The sequence below is a fragment of the Lactobacillus mulieris genome, assembly GCF_007095465.1.
Classification (GTDB): domain Bacteria; phylum Bacillota; class Bacilli; order Lactobacillales; family Lactobacillaceae; genus Lactobacillus; species Lactobacillus mulieris.
Map to the genome: position 1 here is coordinate 17,805 of NZ_SDGL01000003.1, position 20,909 is coordinate 38,713.

Consider the following 20,909-nt stretch of genomic DNA (forward strand, 5'->3'; position numbering starts at 1 on the left):
TCTGATCATGGAGTCCACTTGTAAGTTCCGTTTGCCTTATCAACAACTAATTGTCTGTGAGCAGTAGCAGTTTGATCAACTACTTCTGGATCAGTTTGACCAGGCTTATAAACCTTAATCAATCTGTGAACTGCCCTAGTGAAGTCACTTTGACTTACGCCTTCAGGTAAGTTGCCACCTTCAGAAATAGTGTCTTTAGCGTGGTGGAACTTCAAGATGTAAGTTGTGACATTACCGTCAACACTAGTATCAACAGTATCAAAGTTATACTTATCAGCTAAGTATTGCTTAATGTCAGCTTCACGACTTGCAACTTGGCTATCAACATCCTTAGTAGTTACATCAACATTGATTGGGCTAGTTAAGCTGCCAAGTAAGTCAATGTCCTTATTGTTGTCATCTTCGTCAACAGCCTTGAAGTGAAGCTCAGTCTTGTTTGCATTGTAGTAAACATCAACAACTGAGTCAGCTGTATCTGGAGTTACAGCAAGTTGATCAACTTGGGTGTGATCAGCCTTGTAACCGTCAACTTGAGGGATGTCACTAATTGCGTCAAAGCTTGCATTAGTGCCTTCGCCCTTAGTTGCGCCAGATACATCAGCAATGGTCCAAGCATTGTAAGTGATGTTTCCACTTACTAAGTCAACAGTAGCAGTTCTAGTGTAGTGAACTGTTTGAACAACTTGTTCATTGCCTGCTGGCTTGTGGAAGTTGATAGTTCTGGTTACGGTCTTGTCAAGTCCTTCAGGTGCATTTTCATCGCCTGACTTGTAAGTCTTAGTATCATGAACAATCTTAACTGTTTGAGTTTGTGGATGGTTTGGATCAAAGCTTACAACGATTGTCTTAGGAGCATTTTCATCAAGCTTCCAGCCTTCTGGAATGTTATCACCAGTATTAACTGTCTTTTCTTTATCACCAGTTTGACCACTTACAGGAACAGTCTTGATTACCTTTCCAGTATCATCAACGTACTGAATTTCAGTAGTTTGAGTCTTCTTAGTGTAGATAACGGTGATGTTTTCGTCATCGCTATTACCGGCAACTGAGTGACCCTTGACGATTGTGCTTGAAGCATCATAACCAGCAATTGTTGGTGCAGTTACATCAGTGAAGCTCTTATCACTAGTCCAGTTGCTGTAAGTTACGCTGTGAGTAATTGGGTCAACGTAAGCAGTTCTAGTTAAAGTGATAGTTTGAACATCAGGCTTGTGAGCCTCAGACCCATCTTCGTACTTGTAGCTAATCGTTCTAGTTACAGTCTTAGTCAAGTCAGACTTAGTTACATCCGTGCTTCCTTCAGGGATAGTAGTTGGAGTAACTGTTTGGACATCATGATCTAAGTAGATGTTAGTAGTGTTTGTACCATCAGTGAAGCTGTAAGTTGAACTTGTTCCTTGACCCTTAGCTAACTTGTAGCCAGCTGGAATTACGTAAGTGTAAGTTTGTTCAGAATCACCAACATTACCAGTGAATTGAACATCTGTACCAACTTGACTGTCGCTAACAGCATCAATGTACTTGAAGATTTGAGTACCTTGCTTACCCTTGTAGTAAACATCAACATTGGTATCACCAGTTGCAGGACTTGCTGCAAGTGAGTGAGTTTCGTTGTCATTTACAAATGGAGTGTAACCAGCTTTGTCTGGGATATTGTATTCTGGGTAATCAGCTGTACTCCAAGCGCCGTATGTGACAGCAGACTTATCAGTTGGATCAGCGTTAAATTTAGCTAAATCAACATGAGCAGTTCTAGTAAGAGTTACTTGTTGAGTTACATGCTCGACAACATCTTGGCCATTGACATTGTGGTGTAAGTTGATAGTTCTGGTGTAAGTCTTAGTTACATCGCTATCAGCGATAATGCCCTTGTACTTGTCTGGAATAGTTGTACCACCAGGTACATCATCATTTGCGCGAGTAAAGTCTAAGACAATGGTGTGCTTAGAATTATCAAACTTAACTGGGATTTCACCTTCAACACCTTGGTAGTTGTAACCCTTAGCAACAAGTGCCTTTCTAATTGCTTCAATTGCATCAGATAAGTCCTTGCCACTTACTGGGCTATCAACATTACCCTTCAAGGTTTGAGTTTGACCAAGGTTAACTGGATTAGAACTATCTGTTACGTCGCGTGCTACAACAGTGATATCTTGAGCAGCTTGTGAAGTGTAAGTTACTTCAACATCTTGGTCGCTCATGTCACCAGTTACAGTAGTTTCAGCTAAAGTACCACCAGTTACAACTTGTTGGTAACCTTTAACATTATCAACTGGGTATGCAGCCCACTTGTCAGCTCCATCAGCAGTCCAGGCGCCGTAAGTTACTTGACCAGTTACGCGGTCAATTGAAGCGGTTCTAGTGAAGTGAACTCTTTGAGTTGTAAGAAGCTTTCTACTTTCACCAGGCTCAGTTTCGTAAATAGTTCTAGTTACGTCCTTAGCCATGCCTTGCTTAATTGCATCAAGGTCAGTGCCCTTTGGCAAGTCACCCTTGTGAGTATCAACATCTCCAGGGTTATTAGCATCAACTGTGTCGTGCTTCAAGACAATTACGATGTCGTCAGCACCCTTTGCATCAAAGCTAATTGAACTTGGAATTGATTGACCATCAAGTTTGTAGCCAGTTGGAACACTAGTTACGATTACCCTTGGATCTTTGTTGTTAGTGTCTTGACTAATTGTGTAGGTTTGATCAGTTTGGCCGTAAACATTTTGACTGTAAATAGTCTTATTGTTGTTGTCAGCATCTTGGTAGATGATGTGGGCCATGTGAGTATCAGCAGTGTAACCAACAGTGATTTCCTTGTCGTTAGTAGCTGCGTCAACACTTTGATCTTGAACACTATCTTGACTTGGAGTGTAGCCTGCTAAAGTTTGTGCAGTAACACTTGGCCAGTGATCGCTATCGCCAACTGGTTGTGGATCTGCCTTAGTCCAGTTGCCGTAGCCAACAATCTTACCAGTGATTGCATCAACGTCAACGGTTCTAGTGAAGTGAACTGTTTGAACAGTGTCATCAAATACCTTAGTGCCATCAGCCTTTTGGTAATGGATAGTTCTGACAACATCCTTGTTACCAGCCTTAATGATGGCATCCCTGTCACCTTTTTCAGGAATATTGGTTGGCTTGTTAGGGTCAACACTTTCTACATGGTGCTTTACCAGAACTGTGATGTCTTGAACTTCGCTGCCATCAGCTGGGAAGGTTACATTAGCTGGGTTAGTTTGACCATCGACTAATTCGTAGCCTGCTGGAACAGTAGCTTGTTTGCTTACATCAACAGTAGTATGAGTCTTGCCAGATACAGTAATTGGATTACCGACAACCCTGTAGCCATCGTCAACGTCGCGGTAAATGATGTGCATGGTGTGATCATTTGCTTCATAAGATACGTTGACGTCTTTACCATTTTGAGGAGTCTTATCTTGACCAAGTGTTACTGTAGCATCGCTTACATAAGTGCTTGCATGACCATCAACTAATGAAGTGTAACCCTTGATTTGTTCAACACCGCTACCATCAAATGATGGAAGATTCCATTCGCCATAAGTTACATCCTTAGTAGCTTCATCAATAGTTACAGTTCTAGTTGCAGTAACTGTTTGAGTAACTGTGTTCGAACTGCCATCTGGCTTACTAGTGATGATCTTGCGAGTTACATCTTTTGATAAGGCTTCCTTGATAAGACCTTTATCACCATCTGGAATGTCATCACCGCTGTGGTAAGTCTTTTCTTGGTGCTTGAAGTTCAAGTTTACACCATCGTTAGTACCATCTTCGCCAACGAAGCTGTAACCCTTAGCAGCCAAAGCAAGCTTGATTCGAGCAATGATACCTTCCTTGTTAAGTTCAAATTGGGCTTCATCACTACCATCAGTTTTGTGTCTGATTACTGGGTTAATACCAGCAGGAATATCAATTGCGATAACCTTCTTAGGATCAGTTATATCATGAGCGTGGATAGTAAAGTCGGTACCAGTTGCAGTGTAGGTAATGTTGTAAGTAGTGTCAGGACTGTCAGCAGTTACCGTTTCAACTGCAATTTCACTAGTTGAAGGAGTGTAGTTAGCAACTGCTGGAGCAGTAAACTTATCAAACTTAGCATTGCCACTAGCTAATGTCCATTCACCATAAGTTACTTGACCAGTTACCTTGTCTCGAGTAGCAGTTCTAGTGAAGGTTGCACTATCAGTCTGAGTATCTTCAGCACCTGCTGGCTTCTTACCTTTTGGGTAAGTGATATTGATAGTTCTAGTTACAGTTCTAGTAGTATCTTCAGTTGCCCAAGCAGGCTTTTCACCAGTCTTACCGTCATAGTGATCTTCACCATGCTTCAAGTTAACGACGATATCGGCATGACCATCAGCATCAAAGGTGATGTTTTCAGGTAGGTTTTGACCATCAACTAATTGATAGTTTTCAGGGATACCGTCATTAATGTTAGTAGCAACTGTATCACCAGTCTTACCAGTCAATTCCTTAGTGTTGATAGTTAAGTCGCCGTACTTGTAGATGACGTGAGTCGTTTGATCAAGTGCAGTGTAGTTAATATCAACAGTTTGGTCTTGAGTTGTTGGTAAAACATTGTAGCTATCAACATGAACTGGGTCGTGGCTATAGCCAGCTAGCTCTGGAATGTCGCTATCATTAATAGCATCCCAAGTTTGACTGCCATCTACCTTCCAGTCGCTGTAGTCCCAACTCTTAATTGCATCATTCCAAGTTGCAGTTCTAGTGAAGTGAACTTCTTGACTTGCAATTGTTTGAGCGGCTTTACCTGGAACATGAGCAATGACAGTTCTAGTAATGGTCTTAGCTAATTCTTTAAGAGTACTCTTGTCGCTACCCTTAGGAGTTGTCTTTTGGGTATTGTCGACAACAGTCTTTCTTACGTAAACCTTAATGGTTTGGTTAGTTTGACCAAGTTCGTGTTCACCTGGAAGAGTAGTATTAGGAACTAATTCGTAACCGTTAGGGATATTAGTCTTAATATCACCATCGAAGTTGACCTTGTCACCTACTCTACCATTTGCACCTTGATAAGTTTGACCAATTTGACTACCAGAGTCAGCATCAACGTATTCGTAACTTTGACTAGTTTGAACACCAGTGTATTTAATTGTTACATCAGCTGTTTGACCTGCGTTAATTTCATCAGCAGTTGGCGTATGACTTTCAACACTAGCAACACTTGGAGTGTAACCAGCATATTGAGGAGCAGTTACGCTAGTCAATTCTGGAGTAGTCCAATCAGTGTAGCCAATTACCTTATGACTTACTGCGTCAACCTTAGCTTGTCTAGTTGCAGTAACCTTTTGAACGATATCATAAGTTTGACCATCTGGTTCAACCACATGAATCGTTCTAGTTACATCCTTAGATACTGCTTCAGAACCATCTGGCAAGTCAGTAGTCTTGTCATCAGTTCTATGAGTGAAGTAGATGTTCAAAGTAGTGTCGCCGTTAAAGGCAGTTGGGAAGGTATCAGTACTATCGAATTGGTAACCTTCTTTTTCAAGAGCTCTGCTAATAGCGTCTACATAAGTTTGAACGTTCTTAGGGTCAACGCTTGCAGCAGTTTGACCTTCAAGCGTAGTTGAAACTGAATCTGGAATAGCAATAGTTTCATTGTTGTTACTCTTGTCTTTAGCAACGATAGTGATGTGAGACTTAGCTGCTGCGTAAGTTACTTCAACATCAATGTCATTGTCATCAGCAGTGACTGTTTCTGAACCATAAGTATGAGTAGAAACAATTGAGTAACCTGCTGGAGCTGCTGGAATCTTGCTTGATACATCGCTAAAGGTTGAGTCATCACTAGTCCAAGGATCGTAAGTAACTTCACCAGTTGCAAGGTCGATCTTAAAGCCGCGCTTGAAGTGAGCGGTTTGTTGATCAACTTGGTGACGCTCACCACCAACTGGAGTTACATAAACAGTTCTAGTTACGGTCTTGGTCATACCTTGCTTAATAGTACCAAGGTCAACGCCCTTAGGCATGTCACCACTGTGGCTATCAATATCGTCACCAGGGTTGAAGTGTTCAGTTGCGTGATCAACTTTAACAGTTACTTCGTTAGGTTCACCAGGCTTAAAGGTTAGGCTTGGTAAAGTTTGATCCTTGACTAAAGTGTAGCCCTTAGGAAGCTCAACATTTCCTTCAGTTACTTGGTAAGTACCATCAGTTGTGCCATTTACGTTTTGAATACCAACAACAGATACGTTGCCGTTCTTGTCAGTGTACTTGTAAATTACACGGCCGACTAAGTTATCTGGAGCATAAGTGATTGTGACATCATCGTAAGTTCCATTGGCCTTAACGCCAGTTACTAAAGCAGCGCTTGAAGTTGGGTGGTAACCGTGGATGTCTGGAGCGTTAAATGTATCGAATTGGTCGCTGCCTTGAACTGTCCAGTCACCATAAGTTACATCACCAGTAGCTTCATTCTTAATTGCAGTTCTAGTAAAGTGAACTGTTTGAACAACATCTTCATGCTTTTCACCTGTGTAATTTTCTGGGTAAGCAAAGTGAATAGTTCTAGTTACGTCCTTAGTAGTAGCGTCCTTTACCCAACTAGGCTTGTCGCCAGTGTTATCGTAAGTGTCATTCTTAGCTTGAACAGTTACAACTACAGTCTTTTCACTACCATCAGTTGGATAATGTACTGTTACAGCTGTGTCGTTAGGATCAGTTAATTCATAACCAGCTGGGACATTCGTCTTGTAAGTATCAGTTTCACCAGCCTTGCCACTGATTGCTTGGCTACCTACTTCAGTACCATCACTAGTTTGGTAACTAATCTTACCACTTGCATCGTTAAGCTTGTAAGTTACGATTACTGGTTCGCCATTTTCTGGCTTAGCATCTGCATCTTGGCCAGTGATTGTAATATCGCTAGCCTTAACATCGCCGTCAACTCTAGTAGCTTCAGCACTATCACCGTACTTAACTTCAGTAGTATAACCTTCGACATCACTTACTGGGTAAGCCTTAAATTGACCACTAGTCCAGTTACCGTAAGTTACAGTACCAGTTTCTTCATCAACAGTAGCAGTTCTAGTTAAGTGAACGGTTTGAACGATAGTTTGCTTAGTGCCATCAGGACTAACAATGGTGATTGGACGAGTAACATCAGCTTCAAGAGCACCCTTAACTACGCTAGGCTTAGTAGAATCTGAGCCGTAAGTAGTAGTTGCATGCTTGAAGTGAAGAGTAATGACATTGCCATCAGTAGTTTGACCGTCGAACTTGTACTTGTTACCAAGAGCACCCTTGATTGCTGCTTCAACACTAGCCTTATCTTGATCAATTGTAGTTTGGTCAATACCCTTAGCAGTATTAACAGTTAAGTTAATTCCACTTGGAGTAATGTCCTTACCACTTGCATCATCATCAACAGCCTGGTATCTAATTGAACTTGCCTTTGGACTGTAAGTAATGTAAGCAGTTTGTTCACCGTAGTTTTCATCAACTGTGATTGAGCTGACTGGGTTTTGAGTGTAGCCATCAATATCATCGCTAGATACAGCTTCAAAGTTCTTATCTGAACTGGTCCAGTCAGTGTAAGTAAGCTTACCAGTTGCCCGGTTTACAGTGACATCACGAGTAAATGTAGCTACTTGATCCTTGACAAACTTAGTTTGACCATCTGGAGTCTTGACATAAACGTGACGAGTTACTGTGCGCTTCAAGTCATAAGTCTTGTCGCTAGTGTCGTCGCTTCCGCCCTTAATTTGGTCAGAATGTTGAGTCAAGTGAATGATAGTGTCGCTTGGAGCTGTACCATCAGTTGGAACTGTGATTGTAACAGTTGCAGCTTGACCCTTAGCTAAGTCATAGCCAGCAGGAGCAGTTGCAGTATATTCGTGAGTATCGCCTGCGCTAAGACCAGTTACGCTATCAACCTTAACTGGAGTTTGGTTATTGTTATCATCAACGTAAATGATGTGAGCAGTTAAGTTCTTGACAGCTGTGTAGTGAATATCTACATCTGGGTAAGTTTGATCAGCAGTTACTTCAACTTCAGGAGCATTCTTATCTGGAGTGCAACCAGTAACAGTTGGAGCATTGAATTCACTGAACTTGTTGCCACTTACTGGTACCCATGCTGAGTATGAATCAACCTTTCCAGTTGCTTCATTGTAGTTAGCAGTTCTAGTGAAGACTACCTTTTGAGTAGTTGTTTCAGGAGTAGTTGCACCAGGCTTGTAAACGTTAATTACACGAGTTACATCCTTGGTTAAATCGCTGTCCTTAACAGCATCAGGCTTCTTAGTATTGTCTAAGGTAATGACATCAATCTTAGGTTGAACCTTGATGATGATTGGATCACTAGGCTTGCCAGGAATAGTTACAGTACCTGGGTTTGGAGTGCCAGGAACTACTTCATAACCTGCTGGAACCTTAGTTTGATCAACCTTAACAACATCACCAGTCTTACCAGTTAAGGTTTGACTACCCTTGTCAGCACCACTTGGATCTTGATACTTGATTACTTGGCTGCCGTCTTTAGCGTTGTAGTAAACATCGACTTGATTGCCGTCAACTGGGTTACCTTGACTGTCAACTGCGCTAGCGCTAGCAACACTTTCTGCTTCAGCAGCTTCTTGACCACTGTATTGAACAGTAGTTGAGTAGCCTTCAAGTTGAGGGATGTCGTATTGGTCAAATTCACCATCAGTTGGAGTCCACTTGCCGTAAGTTACAGTGCCAGTAACGTTATCAACTGTTACAGTTCTACCAAAGCTAGTAGTTTGCGTAATAGTTGAAGTTTGGCCATCTGGAGTGTGAACAATAATCTTACGAGTTACGCTCTTAGATAATTGGCTTGTATCTACACTCTTAGGTAAGTCTTGATCACCACGGTTGTAAGTAGAAGTTGCGTGAGTGAAGTGAATTACTAAATCTTGACTTGGCTTAGCCGTATCATCAACATCGTCAAACTTAGTTACTACATCAGTATCAACATACTTGTAACCTAATTTTTCAAGTTGCTCTTTAGCAGAAGCTACAGCAGCTTTAATCTTAGCAGCATCAACAGCTCCATTAGCCTTACCAGTGATATTAGCAATTGCTTGACTAATCTTAGAAGTAATGTCGCTGTTATCAGTATCATCAACTGCCTTGATACCTAATTGAGCATCATTTGCTAAGTAGTGGATAGTTAAGTTTACATTATCAGTATTAGCATCAACAGTTGCTGCATCGATTCCTTGGTCAGTGTGGTAACCATTAATCTTGGTTAATTCAACACTAGCCCATGAGCCACTAGTTGCAGTATCTCCCTTGACATGCCAGTTACCAAAGCTGTAGCGATCAGCACCTGACTTAGTGAGATCAACAGTGACATCACGTTCAAAGGTTACGCTTTGATCAATTGGAGTAGCTAGCTTGTCACCAGTGTAACCTTCTGGGTAAATGATTTCGATGTGACGAGTTACGGTCTTGGTCATTTGAGCCTTGATTGACTCTGGGACATCACTTGGAACGTTACTTGGGTTATAAGTTTGTGGATCATCATCAACGTAAACAGTAATATCTAAGTTTTGTGCTTTTAATTTAATGTTTGGTGGTAATTGTTGTCCATCAGTTAGCTTATAACCAGCTGGTGCAGTGTAAGTCAAATCAACAGTTTGATCAACCTTACCAGCAACAGGAACTGTAGCAACTACCTGGTTATTATCATTTCTGCGGTAAACGATATTGACAGTTGCAGGATTTGCTTCATAAGTTACATTAACATCAACATTTTGGTTAGGAAGTGGAGTTTCTTCAGCAACCACATTGCCCTTCACACCATCAATGTATGCAGTATAACCATCGGTTGATCTACCAACATTTACTGCACCCCAGCTAGCTTGACTACTATCTTGAGCTTGCCAATCACTATAACCAGTAACTTTATTAGTTACCAAGTCAATATATTCATCACGAGTGAAGGTAACTGTTTGAGTTTGTGGAGTATCTTGTCCTTGGATATGGATAGTTCTAGTTGAGGTGGTAGTAACTTGCTGAGTTGCATGCTTATGTCTTACATAAATCTTAATTGCCTTTGGAACACCATCTGGTCCCATAGTGAAGTCTACAGGGTAACTCTCACCAGTGATGTATTCATAGTTAGCACCATCTTTAACGTTATCATTTAAGAAGTTTCGGTCGTAAGTATTGCTATATCTTACACCAGCGGTTACTTCAGTCTTAGCAACTGGTTGAGTAACTTGTTTGCCATCAACAGTGACAGTTTCAGTCTTACCAATTGCAACAGATGGGGTAGCTGAATCTACATCATAGATGTAAACAGGAACAGTCTTAATAGCAGCCTTATATCTTACAGTTAAGCTAATCTTAGTTGGGTTAGGACTATCAATTAATGAAGAATCAATGTTCATAGATGGAATTGCAGTCCATGGAGCTTGACCATCAGTACCATCATGGCCATCAATCTTATCGAAAACATAACCTGTTGGTGCAGTTGGAATTGCTTCAAATGGCATAGACAAAGTCGTGGAGGTTGTACCATCTGGGTTAACAAGTTGCCAAGGAGTATAAATTACTTTCTTAGTAGCTAAATCAATTGTTGCAGTTCTCTTTAAGATGTAACTTTCATTAGTTGAGTAGTCAAGACCAGCTATATTACCTTCACCAAACTTGTAGCTAATTGTCCGGTAAATGACCTTATTCAATGGATCAACAGTAATGCCCTTAGGAGCTGACCCTTGATCAGTCAAAGTCAATTTAGTGTGCTTGAAGTGAAGTACGTATTCATTTGGATTTGAAGTATCAGTTTCTGGTACAAATGTGTAACCAAGCCCTTGAACTTTGTTGATAATAGCTTGTTCAATTGTTTGAACTTGAGATGAATCAACTGCTTGACCTGCTTGATGTGAAATCGAAGTAATAATTCCACTTGGAGTAATATCCTTACCACTTGCATCATCATCAACGGCCTTGAAGTTCAAACTAGTAGTGTTTGCAACATAAGTTACATGAACATCGTAGCTCTTTGAATCACTAGTTACAGTTTTCTTTTGAAGTCCACCTTCGCCTTGTTCAGCAGGGTTAGAACTTGTAGAAGTTACCACACGGTTGTAAGTTACACCGTTGTAGTCAACTGTTGCTGGAGCTTGAGCGTAACCAACTAAGTTCCAAGTACCAGTAGTCCAAGCACCTGTACTCTTAATTGCACCAGTTACAGCATCAAAAGTAATCGTCCGAGTCAAAGTTACCGGTTGAGTGATTACTTGATCAGCTTGACCAGGCTTAGAAATAGTGATGGTTCTAGTGATGGTCATTGAAGTTGCTTGCTTATAAGCATCATCACTTAATGGCCAATCGCCTTGACTAGAACTTGTCTTATGCTTTACGTAAATTACTGTATCAGCTGTTGGAGTTCCATCACTAGTAAATTGAACTGAACTTGGCCACTTAGCAGTTCTTGCAGTATCAAGTTCATAGCCCTTAGGAGCTACTGGACTAATTTCAGTTGTACCACCAGTTACACCAGTTACAGTATCAACACTAATTACTGCATCGTGATTGTCAGAATCTTTGATAATTACCCGCGCAGTTTGAGCATTTGGAGTGTAATTAATAGTTTCAGTAACGTCTTGAGTAGTATCTGGGTCAACAGTTACTTGATCTAAGTGATCAGCAGTACCAGTGTAGCCAGCAACTTGTGGTGCGTTGAAGAAGGCCCACTTATTGCCGTCAGTAGCAGTCCAACTACTAAAGTCGTACTTGTTTTCACTAGCATTCCAAGTTGCTGTTCTAGTGAAGGTTACACTTTGAACAACATCATCATGTGTAATACCAGTAAACTTAATTGTTCTAGTAATTGTCTTAGATAATGCATCAGTTAAGTCACTTGGCTTGTTAGCATCAGTGTAGCTAATTTGTCTTACGTAAACCTTAACTGGAGTGTTGTCACTAGAAATAGTTACTGAAGTTGGGATTGATGAATCATTTGCTAATTCATAACCCTTAGGTAATGAACCAGTGTATGAAACGCTTTGACCAACACTGCCAGTTACATTGTCAGCCTTAACTACTTTACCAGTTGCAATATCTACATATTGAATAGCTTGAGTAGTATCTTCATTACCCTTGTAAGTTACATAGACATCGCTACCATTTTGAGGAATATCGTTCAAAACAGTTACATCAGCACTTGCAACCTTGTCAGCTTGAGTTTGATCAGCTTGGCTTGGACCTGCGTATGACTTGTAACCAGCAACTTGAGGAATATCATATTCATCAAATTTAGCTGCTGACCAGTCACTGTAGGTTACCTTGCCTGTTGCTAAGTCTTTAGAAGCAGTTCTTGAAACAGTTGCATGTTGAACATAATCATGACTTGCACCAGTAGTGTCGATAACATGAATGGTTCTAGTTACTGTCTTAACGAAGTCATCGCTAGTACCAGTACCTGGGTTATTTCTGTCAAAGTTTTCGCTCTTGTGCTTGAAGTGAAGTACTAAAGTACCAGTACCACTTTCACCAAATTGAGTGATTGGATCAGAAGTTACATAGACGTACTTATCAGCTAATCTATCCTTAGCAGCTTGAATTGCTTGGTTAATCTTAGCTGGATCAATTGGAGCATCAGTCTTACCAGTAATAGCGTCAATAGCTGGTTGAATTAATGAGGTAATATCAGTTTCTGAATTATCATCATCAACTGCCTTAATCACTACACTTTGATCTTCTGGAGTGTAAGTTACGTTAACTACACTGTCGCTTGAAGCAGCAGTAATTGCTTCTTCAGCTAAACTACCATCAACATTAGTCTTGTAGCCAGTATGAGTTGGTGCAGTTGCTGCAGCAAATTTAACACCATCTGGACCTACAGTTACATCGCTACCTGAGGCAGAACTTACTGAAGCAGTCCAATCACTGTAAGTTACCTTGCCTGTTGCTGCATTCACAGTAGCAGTTCTAGTGAAGGTTATGCTTTGCTTTTGAGTTGAAATTGAGCCAGTCTTTGGATCAACAATGTTGATTGTTCTAGTTACAGTCTTAGCTAATTGAAGGTCACTTGGAACATCACTATCACCATCGTGGTAAATGTGGCTACCAGTAATTACCTTGACTTCAATGGTTTGGCCTTCCCCATCACCAACAGTGTAAGTTGCTGGAGCTGGGTTATTTGGATCAAGTTCATAGCCACTTGGAACACCACTTTGAGCATCAACTGGAATAGTTTGACCACTCTTACCAGAAATAGTCTTAGTACCAACTTCTTTACCAGTTGGGTCAACATATTTAACAACTACATCGTGACTGTTTGCAGTGTAAGTAATGATATCAGTTTCATCATTGTCACTAGCTTTGACAGTCTTACCAGTAATTGTTGCAGGACTTGCAGTGTATCCAGCCTTAGCAGGTGCTGTAAAGTCTGCCCAAGTAGTGTCACCACTAGCAGTCCAGTCACTATAACTTACGCTGCCATCAACACTATCAACAGTAGCAGTTCTAGTAAAGGTTACAGTATCAGTCTTAGCTACTGAAACTGCGCCACTTACAGGGTCAACTACCTTGATAGTTCTAGTAATAGTCTTGGTTAAGTTATATGAACCTGGGTTGTCACTAGTGTAAGTAGTAGTGCCATGGTCAACAGTGACATAAAGATCACTTGGATCTGCACTCATTTTGACATTAGCTGGGATGTTTTGACCAGCAACTAACTTGTAGTTACCTAAATTCCACTTAGATTGATCAATTGTGACACTTTCACCAGTCTTGCCTGAGTAAGTTACAGGACTAAGAACTTCATTACCAGTCTTAGCATCAATGAAGTGAACCTTGAAGCTGTGATCATTAGCAGTGTAAGTGATATTTACATCGTGAGAGTTACCTTGGTTAAGCTCATCAGCAGTTACTTGACGACCAAGAACTGCGGTTTGATCATCGTTGCCATCAACATCAATTTGTGACTTGTAGCCATCATATTGTGGAGCACCATATTGATCAAAGCTTGGTAATGTCCAGTCACCTGGAGTAACCTTTCCAGTTACTAAGTCGCGAGTCAAGGTTCTAGTTGCGGTAACTGTTTGCTTGTAGTCGTAAGTCTTGCCATCAGGAGTTGTTACATGAATAGTTCTAGTAATTTCCTTGGTAGTTGCTTCATCAGTATCAGTTGCAGTTACTGGACTAGTCTTGTGAGTGAAGTGAACAATTACAGTACCATCTTCATCAGTCGTGGTGTTAATAAAGTTGTACTTGTCACCAACTGCTGCCTTAATACCATTAACTACATTATCAATTTCAGTTTGGGTAACTGTAGTATCACCAGCGTGGCTGATTGAAGTTTGCAAAGTGCTTGGTAAATTGATGTCTTTACCAGTAGTGTCGTCATGAGCCTTAAAGTTCATGCTTGCAGTCTTAGTAGTGTAAGTAAGAGTTACTGTAGTATTTTGACTGTTTTCATCAACTGTTAATGCTGGAACTTCACCTGGAGTTACTAATCCTTCACGATCAGCTGGCTTGTAGTTTTCAAGAGTTGCAGTATTCCAATCACCAAAGATTACAGTCTTAGTTGCTTGATTGTATTGAGCAGTCCGCTTAATAGTTACAGTTTGATCAAAGTCTGTATCCTTAGTGCCCTTGTAACTAGCTGGGTATTCAAAGTGAATGTGACGAGTAATGGTCTTTTCTAAGTCGTCCTTAGTTAATGGAGTACCATCACTCTTCTTAGCACCATCTGGAATATGATCTGGATCAATGTCGTCAACCTTTTGGCTAACCTTGATAATTACATCAGCGTGGTCAGTTGCACCAAAGTCCATATTTTCAGGAACAGACTTAACTTCTGAATCAGCAGCAATTTCATATCCTTCTGGAACTGATGCATTAGTTGCAACGCCAGTTTGACCAGCCTTAGCATCAACAATCTTGTCTGAAACTAAAGCACCGGTCTTGTCATCAACAAACTTAATGTGACCAATTACACGGTCAGGCTTGTAAGTTACAGTGATATCAACGTCATGAGCAGTTTCTGGAGTTAATGCTACTGCAGGAATAGTTGCTACAGTTGCCTTAAAGCCAGCCTTTTCAGGACTAGTTACATCATCCCAATTACCTGATTGAGTCCAGTCACTGTAGCTAATTACCTTGCCGTTCTTGTCTAAGTTAGCAGTCCGGCTGAAGGTTACAGATTGAACACTGTCATCAGCCACCTTGTTGCCATTTTCATCAACAAAGTGAATCGTTCTTGTGACAGTCTTTTCTAAGTCGTCCTTAGTTAATGGAGTTCCGTCACTCTTAGTTGCACCTTCTGGAATCTTAGTTGGGGTAGCATCTTGCGTGTTGCTGGTGTATGTAATGTGAACATCAGCTGCGTGCCCTGCTGCAATTTCAGCACTAGTTACTGCACGACCAGCAACATTACCACTTTCATCACTATCAACATCAACATGAGCAGTGTAGTCCTTATATTGAGGAACACTGTATTCGTCAAAGCTTGCGCTTGACCAAGCTGAGAAGCCAGTAACTTTTTTAGTGTTCATGTCAATTGTTGCAGTTCTGGTTACAACAACAGTTTGAGTGAAATGAGTAGTGTTACCTTGAGGATCAGTAGCGTAGATAGTTCTAGTTACGGTCTTAGTAAGGTCATCGTGGCTTAAGTTAGAGCCATCATCCTTCTTAATATCTGAAGGAACTGGATCGTTAGGGCCAATTGTGTCACTAATGCGCTTGAAGTTCATGTCAAGGTATTGCATTACGCTACTATCAGTATCGTAATCAATTGGCATATCTTCACCAACGTATTGGTAACCTTGCTTAGCTAATTCATCCTTAATCTTGCTAATAGCAGTCCGTAAATCAGCTGAATAAATTGGTGCACCACTCTTGCCGTGGAATACACTAGTTACACCTGCTGGAATTGCAATATCAACAGACTTAGAAGAATCAGTTACATCGTGCAAACGAATAGTTAAGTCTTGATCACCTGCTATGTAGTTAACTACTACGAAGCTGTCTCTATCTTCAGCTGTGACATCTTTAGCAGCAACACTTGCATCATCTGCAGCTACAGTTGACTTGTAACCAGCTACAGTTGGAATGCTAATTGCATCAAAGTGACTGTCTTCTGAAGTCCAAGCAGTGTAAGTAATGGCACCAGTTGCCTTGTTCAAAATAGCTTGACGATTGAAGTGGGCAACTTGAGTGTAAGTCTTACTATCCTTACCTGGTTCATTGATAATCACAGTTCTAGTTACAGTTCTATGTAAGTCACTATCAAGAACGCCTTGCTTTTTAGCATCTTCATCAGTCAAAGTTTGAGTTTCTTGGTGAACGTAAACAATGGTTGGATCAGTTGCTTGATCACCTGCTGCAATATCAATTTCAGTAGGAACATTTTGACCATCATCTAAGACGTAGCCAGTAGGTACTGAAGTAGAAATGTTAGTTACCTTTTGACCAGGAATACCAGTTACTACATCAGTCTTAATAACTTGTTGAGTCTTGCTATCAACGTAACGAATTTCAGCAGACTTTTGGCTAGCCTTGTAAGTTACGTTAACAGTTTCATTAACCGGGCTAGTTGGAGTTTCACTAGCAACAGTGTCCTTTGGAGCACCATCAACTAAAGTGGTGTAGCCAGCAACCTTATCTGGAGCATATTCAGCAAATGAAGCATTTTGTGGATCATCAGCTTCCCATGCAGTGTAAGTTACAGTACCTGCAGCACGGTCGATAATAGCACTTCTGTGCATTGCGACTGTTTGAGTTTCAGTAGTAGTTGTGCCATCAACCTTGTGAACAGTAATAGTTCTAGTTGCATTACCAGTTAAGCTTTGAGTAATTAACTTCTTAGTAGCTTCATCTGGGGTGTCCTTTGGACCAATCGTATCAGTGTGATGCTTTACGTAAACAGGAACAATAATAGTCTTGCCATCGCTTGAGAAGGTAATGTTCTTCTTAGCATCGCTTGAATCTACAAAGTCATATCCAGCTGGTGCAGTTAAGTCAAATTCTTTACTTTCACCAGATGGGCCAGTTACTTCTTGAGTAGTACCAACTTGGTTACCAGAATCAACATCCTTAAAGATGATTTGAGCGTTAGCGTCATTTTGATCTTTTTCGTAATGAACGTAAACTGTAGCATCGCTATTTACATTTGTTACTTCTTCAACAAAAGTCTTTTGACTGCCATCACTGTAGTCAGAGTTAGTGCCAACGTATGAAGTGTAGCCCTTAACTTGACTAATACCGAATTGGTCGTAAGTGTCGTTATTGTCATATACCCAATCAGTGTAGCCAGTTACTTTACCACTAGTCTTGTCAATAATTGCTTGACGGTGACCAGTTACAGTTTGCTTGTAAGTAGTTACATTGCCATCAACGCCTTTGACATTGATTGTTCTAGTGAAGCTTTGAGTCAAGTCCTTATCAGTAACTTCTTTACCAGTGGTATCAGTAGTTCCTGAAGGGATGGTTGACTTAGATTCAGTATCCTTAGTAAAGACTAACTTAGTGCCTTCAATAGTTACGTACTTGTAACCTTGTGCTAAGAACTTACCCTTGATTGCGCTAATTACACTGTCAGTATCCTTCTTAATATCAGCTTCGCTTCTGCCCTTGCTGTTATCAACAGTGACATCTAAGTCTGAAACGTCAAGTGGACTATCAGTACCATTTTCACGGTCAACTGCTGAGTAAGTAATGTTAGCAGTGTTTGGGGTGTAGTTAATTACTACATCGTAGTTCTTAGTTGGATCATCTGGAGTTACAGTAGCAACACTAGTTTGAGAAGCAGTGTAACCATCAATTGTTGGAACATCTGAGTATGTATCAAATGAACCATTTGCTGACCAGTTCCCAAATGTTACTTCACCAGTAGCACGGTTGATAGAAACAGTTCTAGTCATGTGAACTGGTCCTTGTTTGATAGTCTTTGCATCTTGGCCTGGAATATTAATGGTGATAGTTCTAGTTACATCAGCAGCTAAATCACTATTAGTAATTGGAGTGCCGTCAGACTTCTTAGTGCCTTCTGGAACGTTGCCTTCAGAGTAAGTGTCAACATGTTGTACTACAGGGATGTTAATTGGCGTGTCGATTGGGCTAGTTTGACCCTTGTCGTCAGTCTTAGTTGAACCATCCTTAGTAGTTACAGTCTTAGGAATTTGAGCACTTGGATCAACATCATAACCTGTAGGTGGTTGTGGGGTAATTGTAGTTTCCTTACCAGTCGTAATTGGGGCATGGTCAGTATCAACTACAGTCTTTTCTTCAGTCTTAGGGTTAGTGTAAGTGTAAGTAATTTCAACTTGCTTAGTTTCAGGAACAAACTTGACGTTGATAGTAACATCTTGAGTACCTGGTCCTGGAGTAAATTCAGCAATTTGACTACCTGAGTCTGAAGTGTAGCCTTGAGGAACACTAATTGTGTAAGCTGCCCAAGTCTTGTCTTTACCAACTAATTCCCAGTCACTGTAACCAATAACCTTCTTATTAGCATCTAAAGTTGCAGTCCGCTTGTAAGTTACAGATTGAGTTTCTGTATGGTCAATTGCTGAACCATCAGTATTGTAGACATTAATGGTTCTGGTGCTGGTTACATACAAGTCCTTCTTCTCTAATCCAGTTGTACCGTCACCTTTCTTAGTACCATCTGGAATAGTTACATCACCCTTATCATCTGGGTTAAGGGTTGTAGTGTTGCCAGTGTATTTAATAGTTACAGCATCCCCATTAATTGGGTTACCATTACCATCCTTAGCGCTAGCAGAAGCAACAGTAGTTGCGGCAGTACCGTTAACAGTTGAAGTGTAACCAGTAAGTTGTGGAACATCATATGATGCAAATTGTCCATCATTTGAGTAATTCCAACTACTGAATGTGACATTCTTAGTAGTTTGATCAACTGTAGCAGTTCTAGTTGCAACAACAGTTTGAGTAAAGCTTGAAGACTTACCATCTGGAGTTTCAGTGGTAATAGTTCTAGTGACTGTCTTGTATAAGTCATCATGAGTTAAGTCACGTGGACTAGTTTCACCAGGGATGTTTACATTCTTTGGTAAATCACTATCTGGAGTGTTTGAATCGTAATTCTTTTCACCCTTCGTGAAGTAAAGTTTAACAGTTTGTTCAACATTGCTGTCAGTGTCATAAGTGTCGACATCTTGGTGATCAAAGCTGTAACCTTCACCCTTGAAGTAACTAATAATGTCATTAATTGTCTTACCAGCAATACCTGAACCTGATTTACCAGAAATTTCAGTAGTGTAGCTAGATGGAATAGTTAATTGGGTTCCATCAGTAGTGTAAGCTTCAATCTTAGCCTTTTGAGTTGAATCAACGTAGAAGACATCAACATGTTGATCTTCCATATCACCAGTTACAGTTACTTGACCAAGCTTATTCTTATTAACAGTAGTGTAACCAGCAACATCAGGAACTTGACTGGTTTCATCAGCCCAAGTACCGTTTTCTGGAGTCCAAGCTGTGAAGCCTTTGAAGGCACCAGTTGCATCATCAACAATTGCTTGACGAGTAAAGTCAACTGTTTGTGCAGTTAAGTCTTCAGTTGTGCCGTCAGTCTTATGAATAGTAGCTGTTCTAGTAACAGTCTTCTTCAAATCGCTAACTGTAACGCCACTTGGCAACTTAGATGGATCATCTGGGCCAACATTATGAGTACCAGCAGATTGAACGTAAATAACAACAGTTTCATCACTAGTACCAAAATTGTGGTTACCAGACTTCAAAGCATCATATGCAGCTTGTGACTTTGCTTCAACACTGTAGCCATCAGGAATTGTAGTTGTACCTTCAGCTAAAGCAACACCTTGTTGGTTAGCCTTACCCTTAATAGTGTAACTCTTGAGAATTACACCACTATCAGTTTGGTATTGAACAGTGAAGCTTAAACCATCTTTGGCCTTAAAGTGAACATCAACTTCTTGGTTTTGAGGGTTGTTAACATCAACTGCGCCTGATGGAACATAAGTAGTTATGTGACCATCAATCGTAGCATCCATCCCTGCTGGGGTCTTTTCAGTTAAATCTTCTGAATTCCATGAACCTGAAATAATTCTCCAGTTAGTGTAACCAAGGAACTTCTTGTTGACATTGTCGTATAAGACATCTGCACCAAGGTTGATTGTTTGAGTAATAGTCTTAGTAGTATCTTCTGTGCCATCAGCATTGAAGAACTTAATAGTTCTAGTAACAGTCTTGTTTCTACCGTTCCATTGATCATCAGTTACACCGTCTGGCTTAGTACCATCATGTGAAATAGTGTTACCAGTTACCTTGACGTAAACATTGATTGGGTTGTCATCAGTTGTAAACTTATTATTTTCATAACTAGTAAAGTTTTGACCTGGAACTAATTCATAACCACTTGGAACATTGCCGTTAATCTTATCAACAACACCGCTTCCAAGAACTGTGCCAACATTACCAGACATTGAAGTTGTACCAACTTTAGTACCATCTTCAGTTACGTAGTTAATAGTTTGAGTAGCTTCACCTGCTTTATAAGTTACAGTACTTTCAAGCGTGCTTGGTGTGTTGTTATCGATAGTTACGCTAGCAACTTCCTTAGCATCCTTGCCATCAACTTGTGAAGTGTAACCAGTGTATTGGTTGACGTTAAATACAGGAATTGAGCCAGTCCAATCAGTGTAACCAGTAATCTTCTTAGCTACCTTATCGTAAATTGCCTTACGAGTTGCAGTAATTGTTTGAGTTTCATCATGACTGCTCTTAGTTGGTTCACCTTGAACGTGGATAGTTCTGGTGATGGTCTTAGTTAAATCTTCTGGAGTTACACCTTCTGGAAGTTGACCTTGGTCATCGTCTTCAGTTTGGTGAGTGAAGTGAATAGTAATCCATTGATCAGTCTTTGAGTCATCATCATAAGTATCAATGGTGTTATTTCCAGCAAACTTGTAGCC

At 40.5% G+C, this 20,909-nt stretch carries 1 protein-coding gene (only partly in view); it reads right to left on the reverse strand.

The window, feature by feature from the left end; genetic code table 11:
- Positions 1–5: 5 nt before the first annotated feature.
- Positions 6–20,909: the 3' portion of a mucin-binding protein gene (locus tag ETI37_RS07785; RefSeq protein ID WP_006586641.1), read on the reverse strand. It continues 8,424 nt past the right edge of the window; 20,904 of the gene's 29,328 nt are visible here — the last part of the coding sequence; the start codon falls outside the window, past its right edge — the gene reads right to left on this strand; the stop codon is at positions 6–8.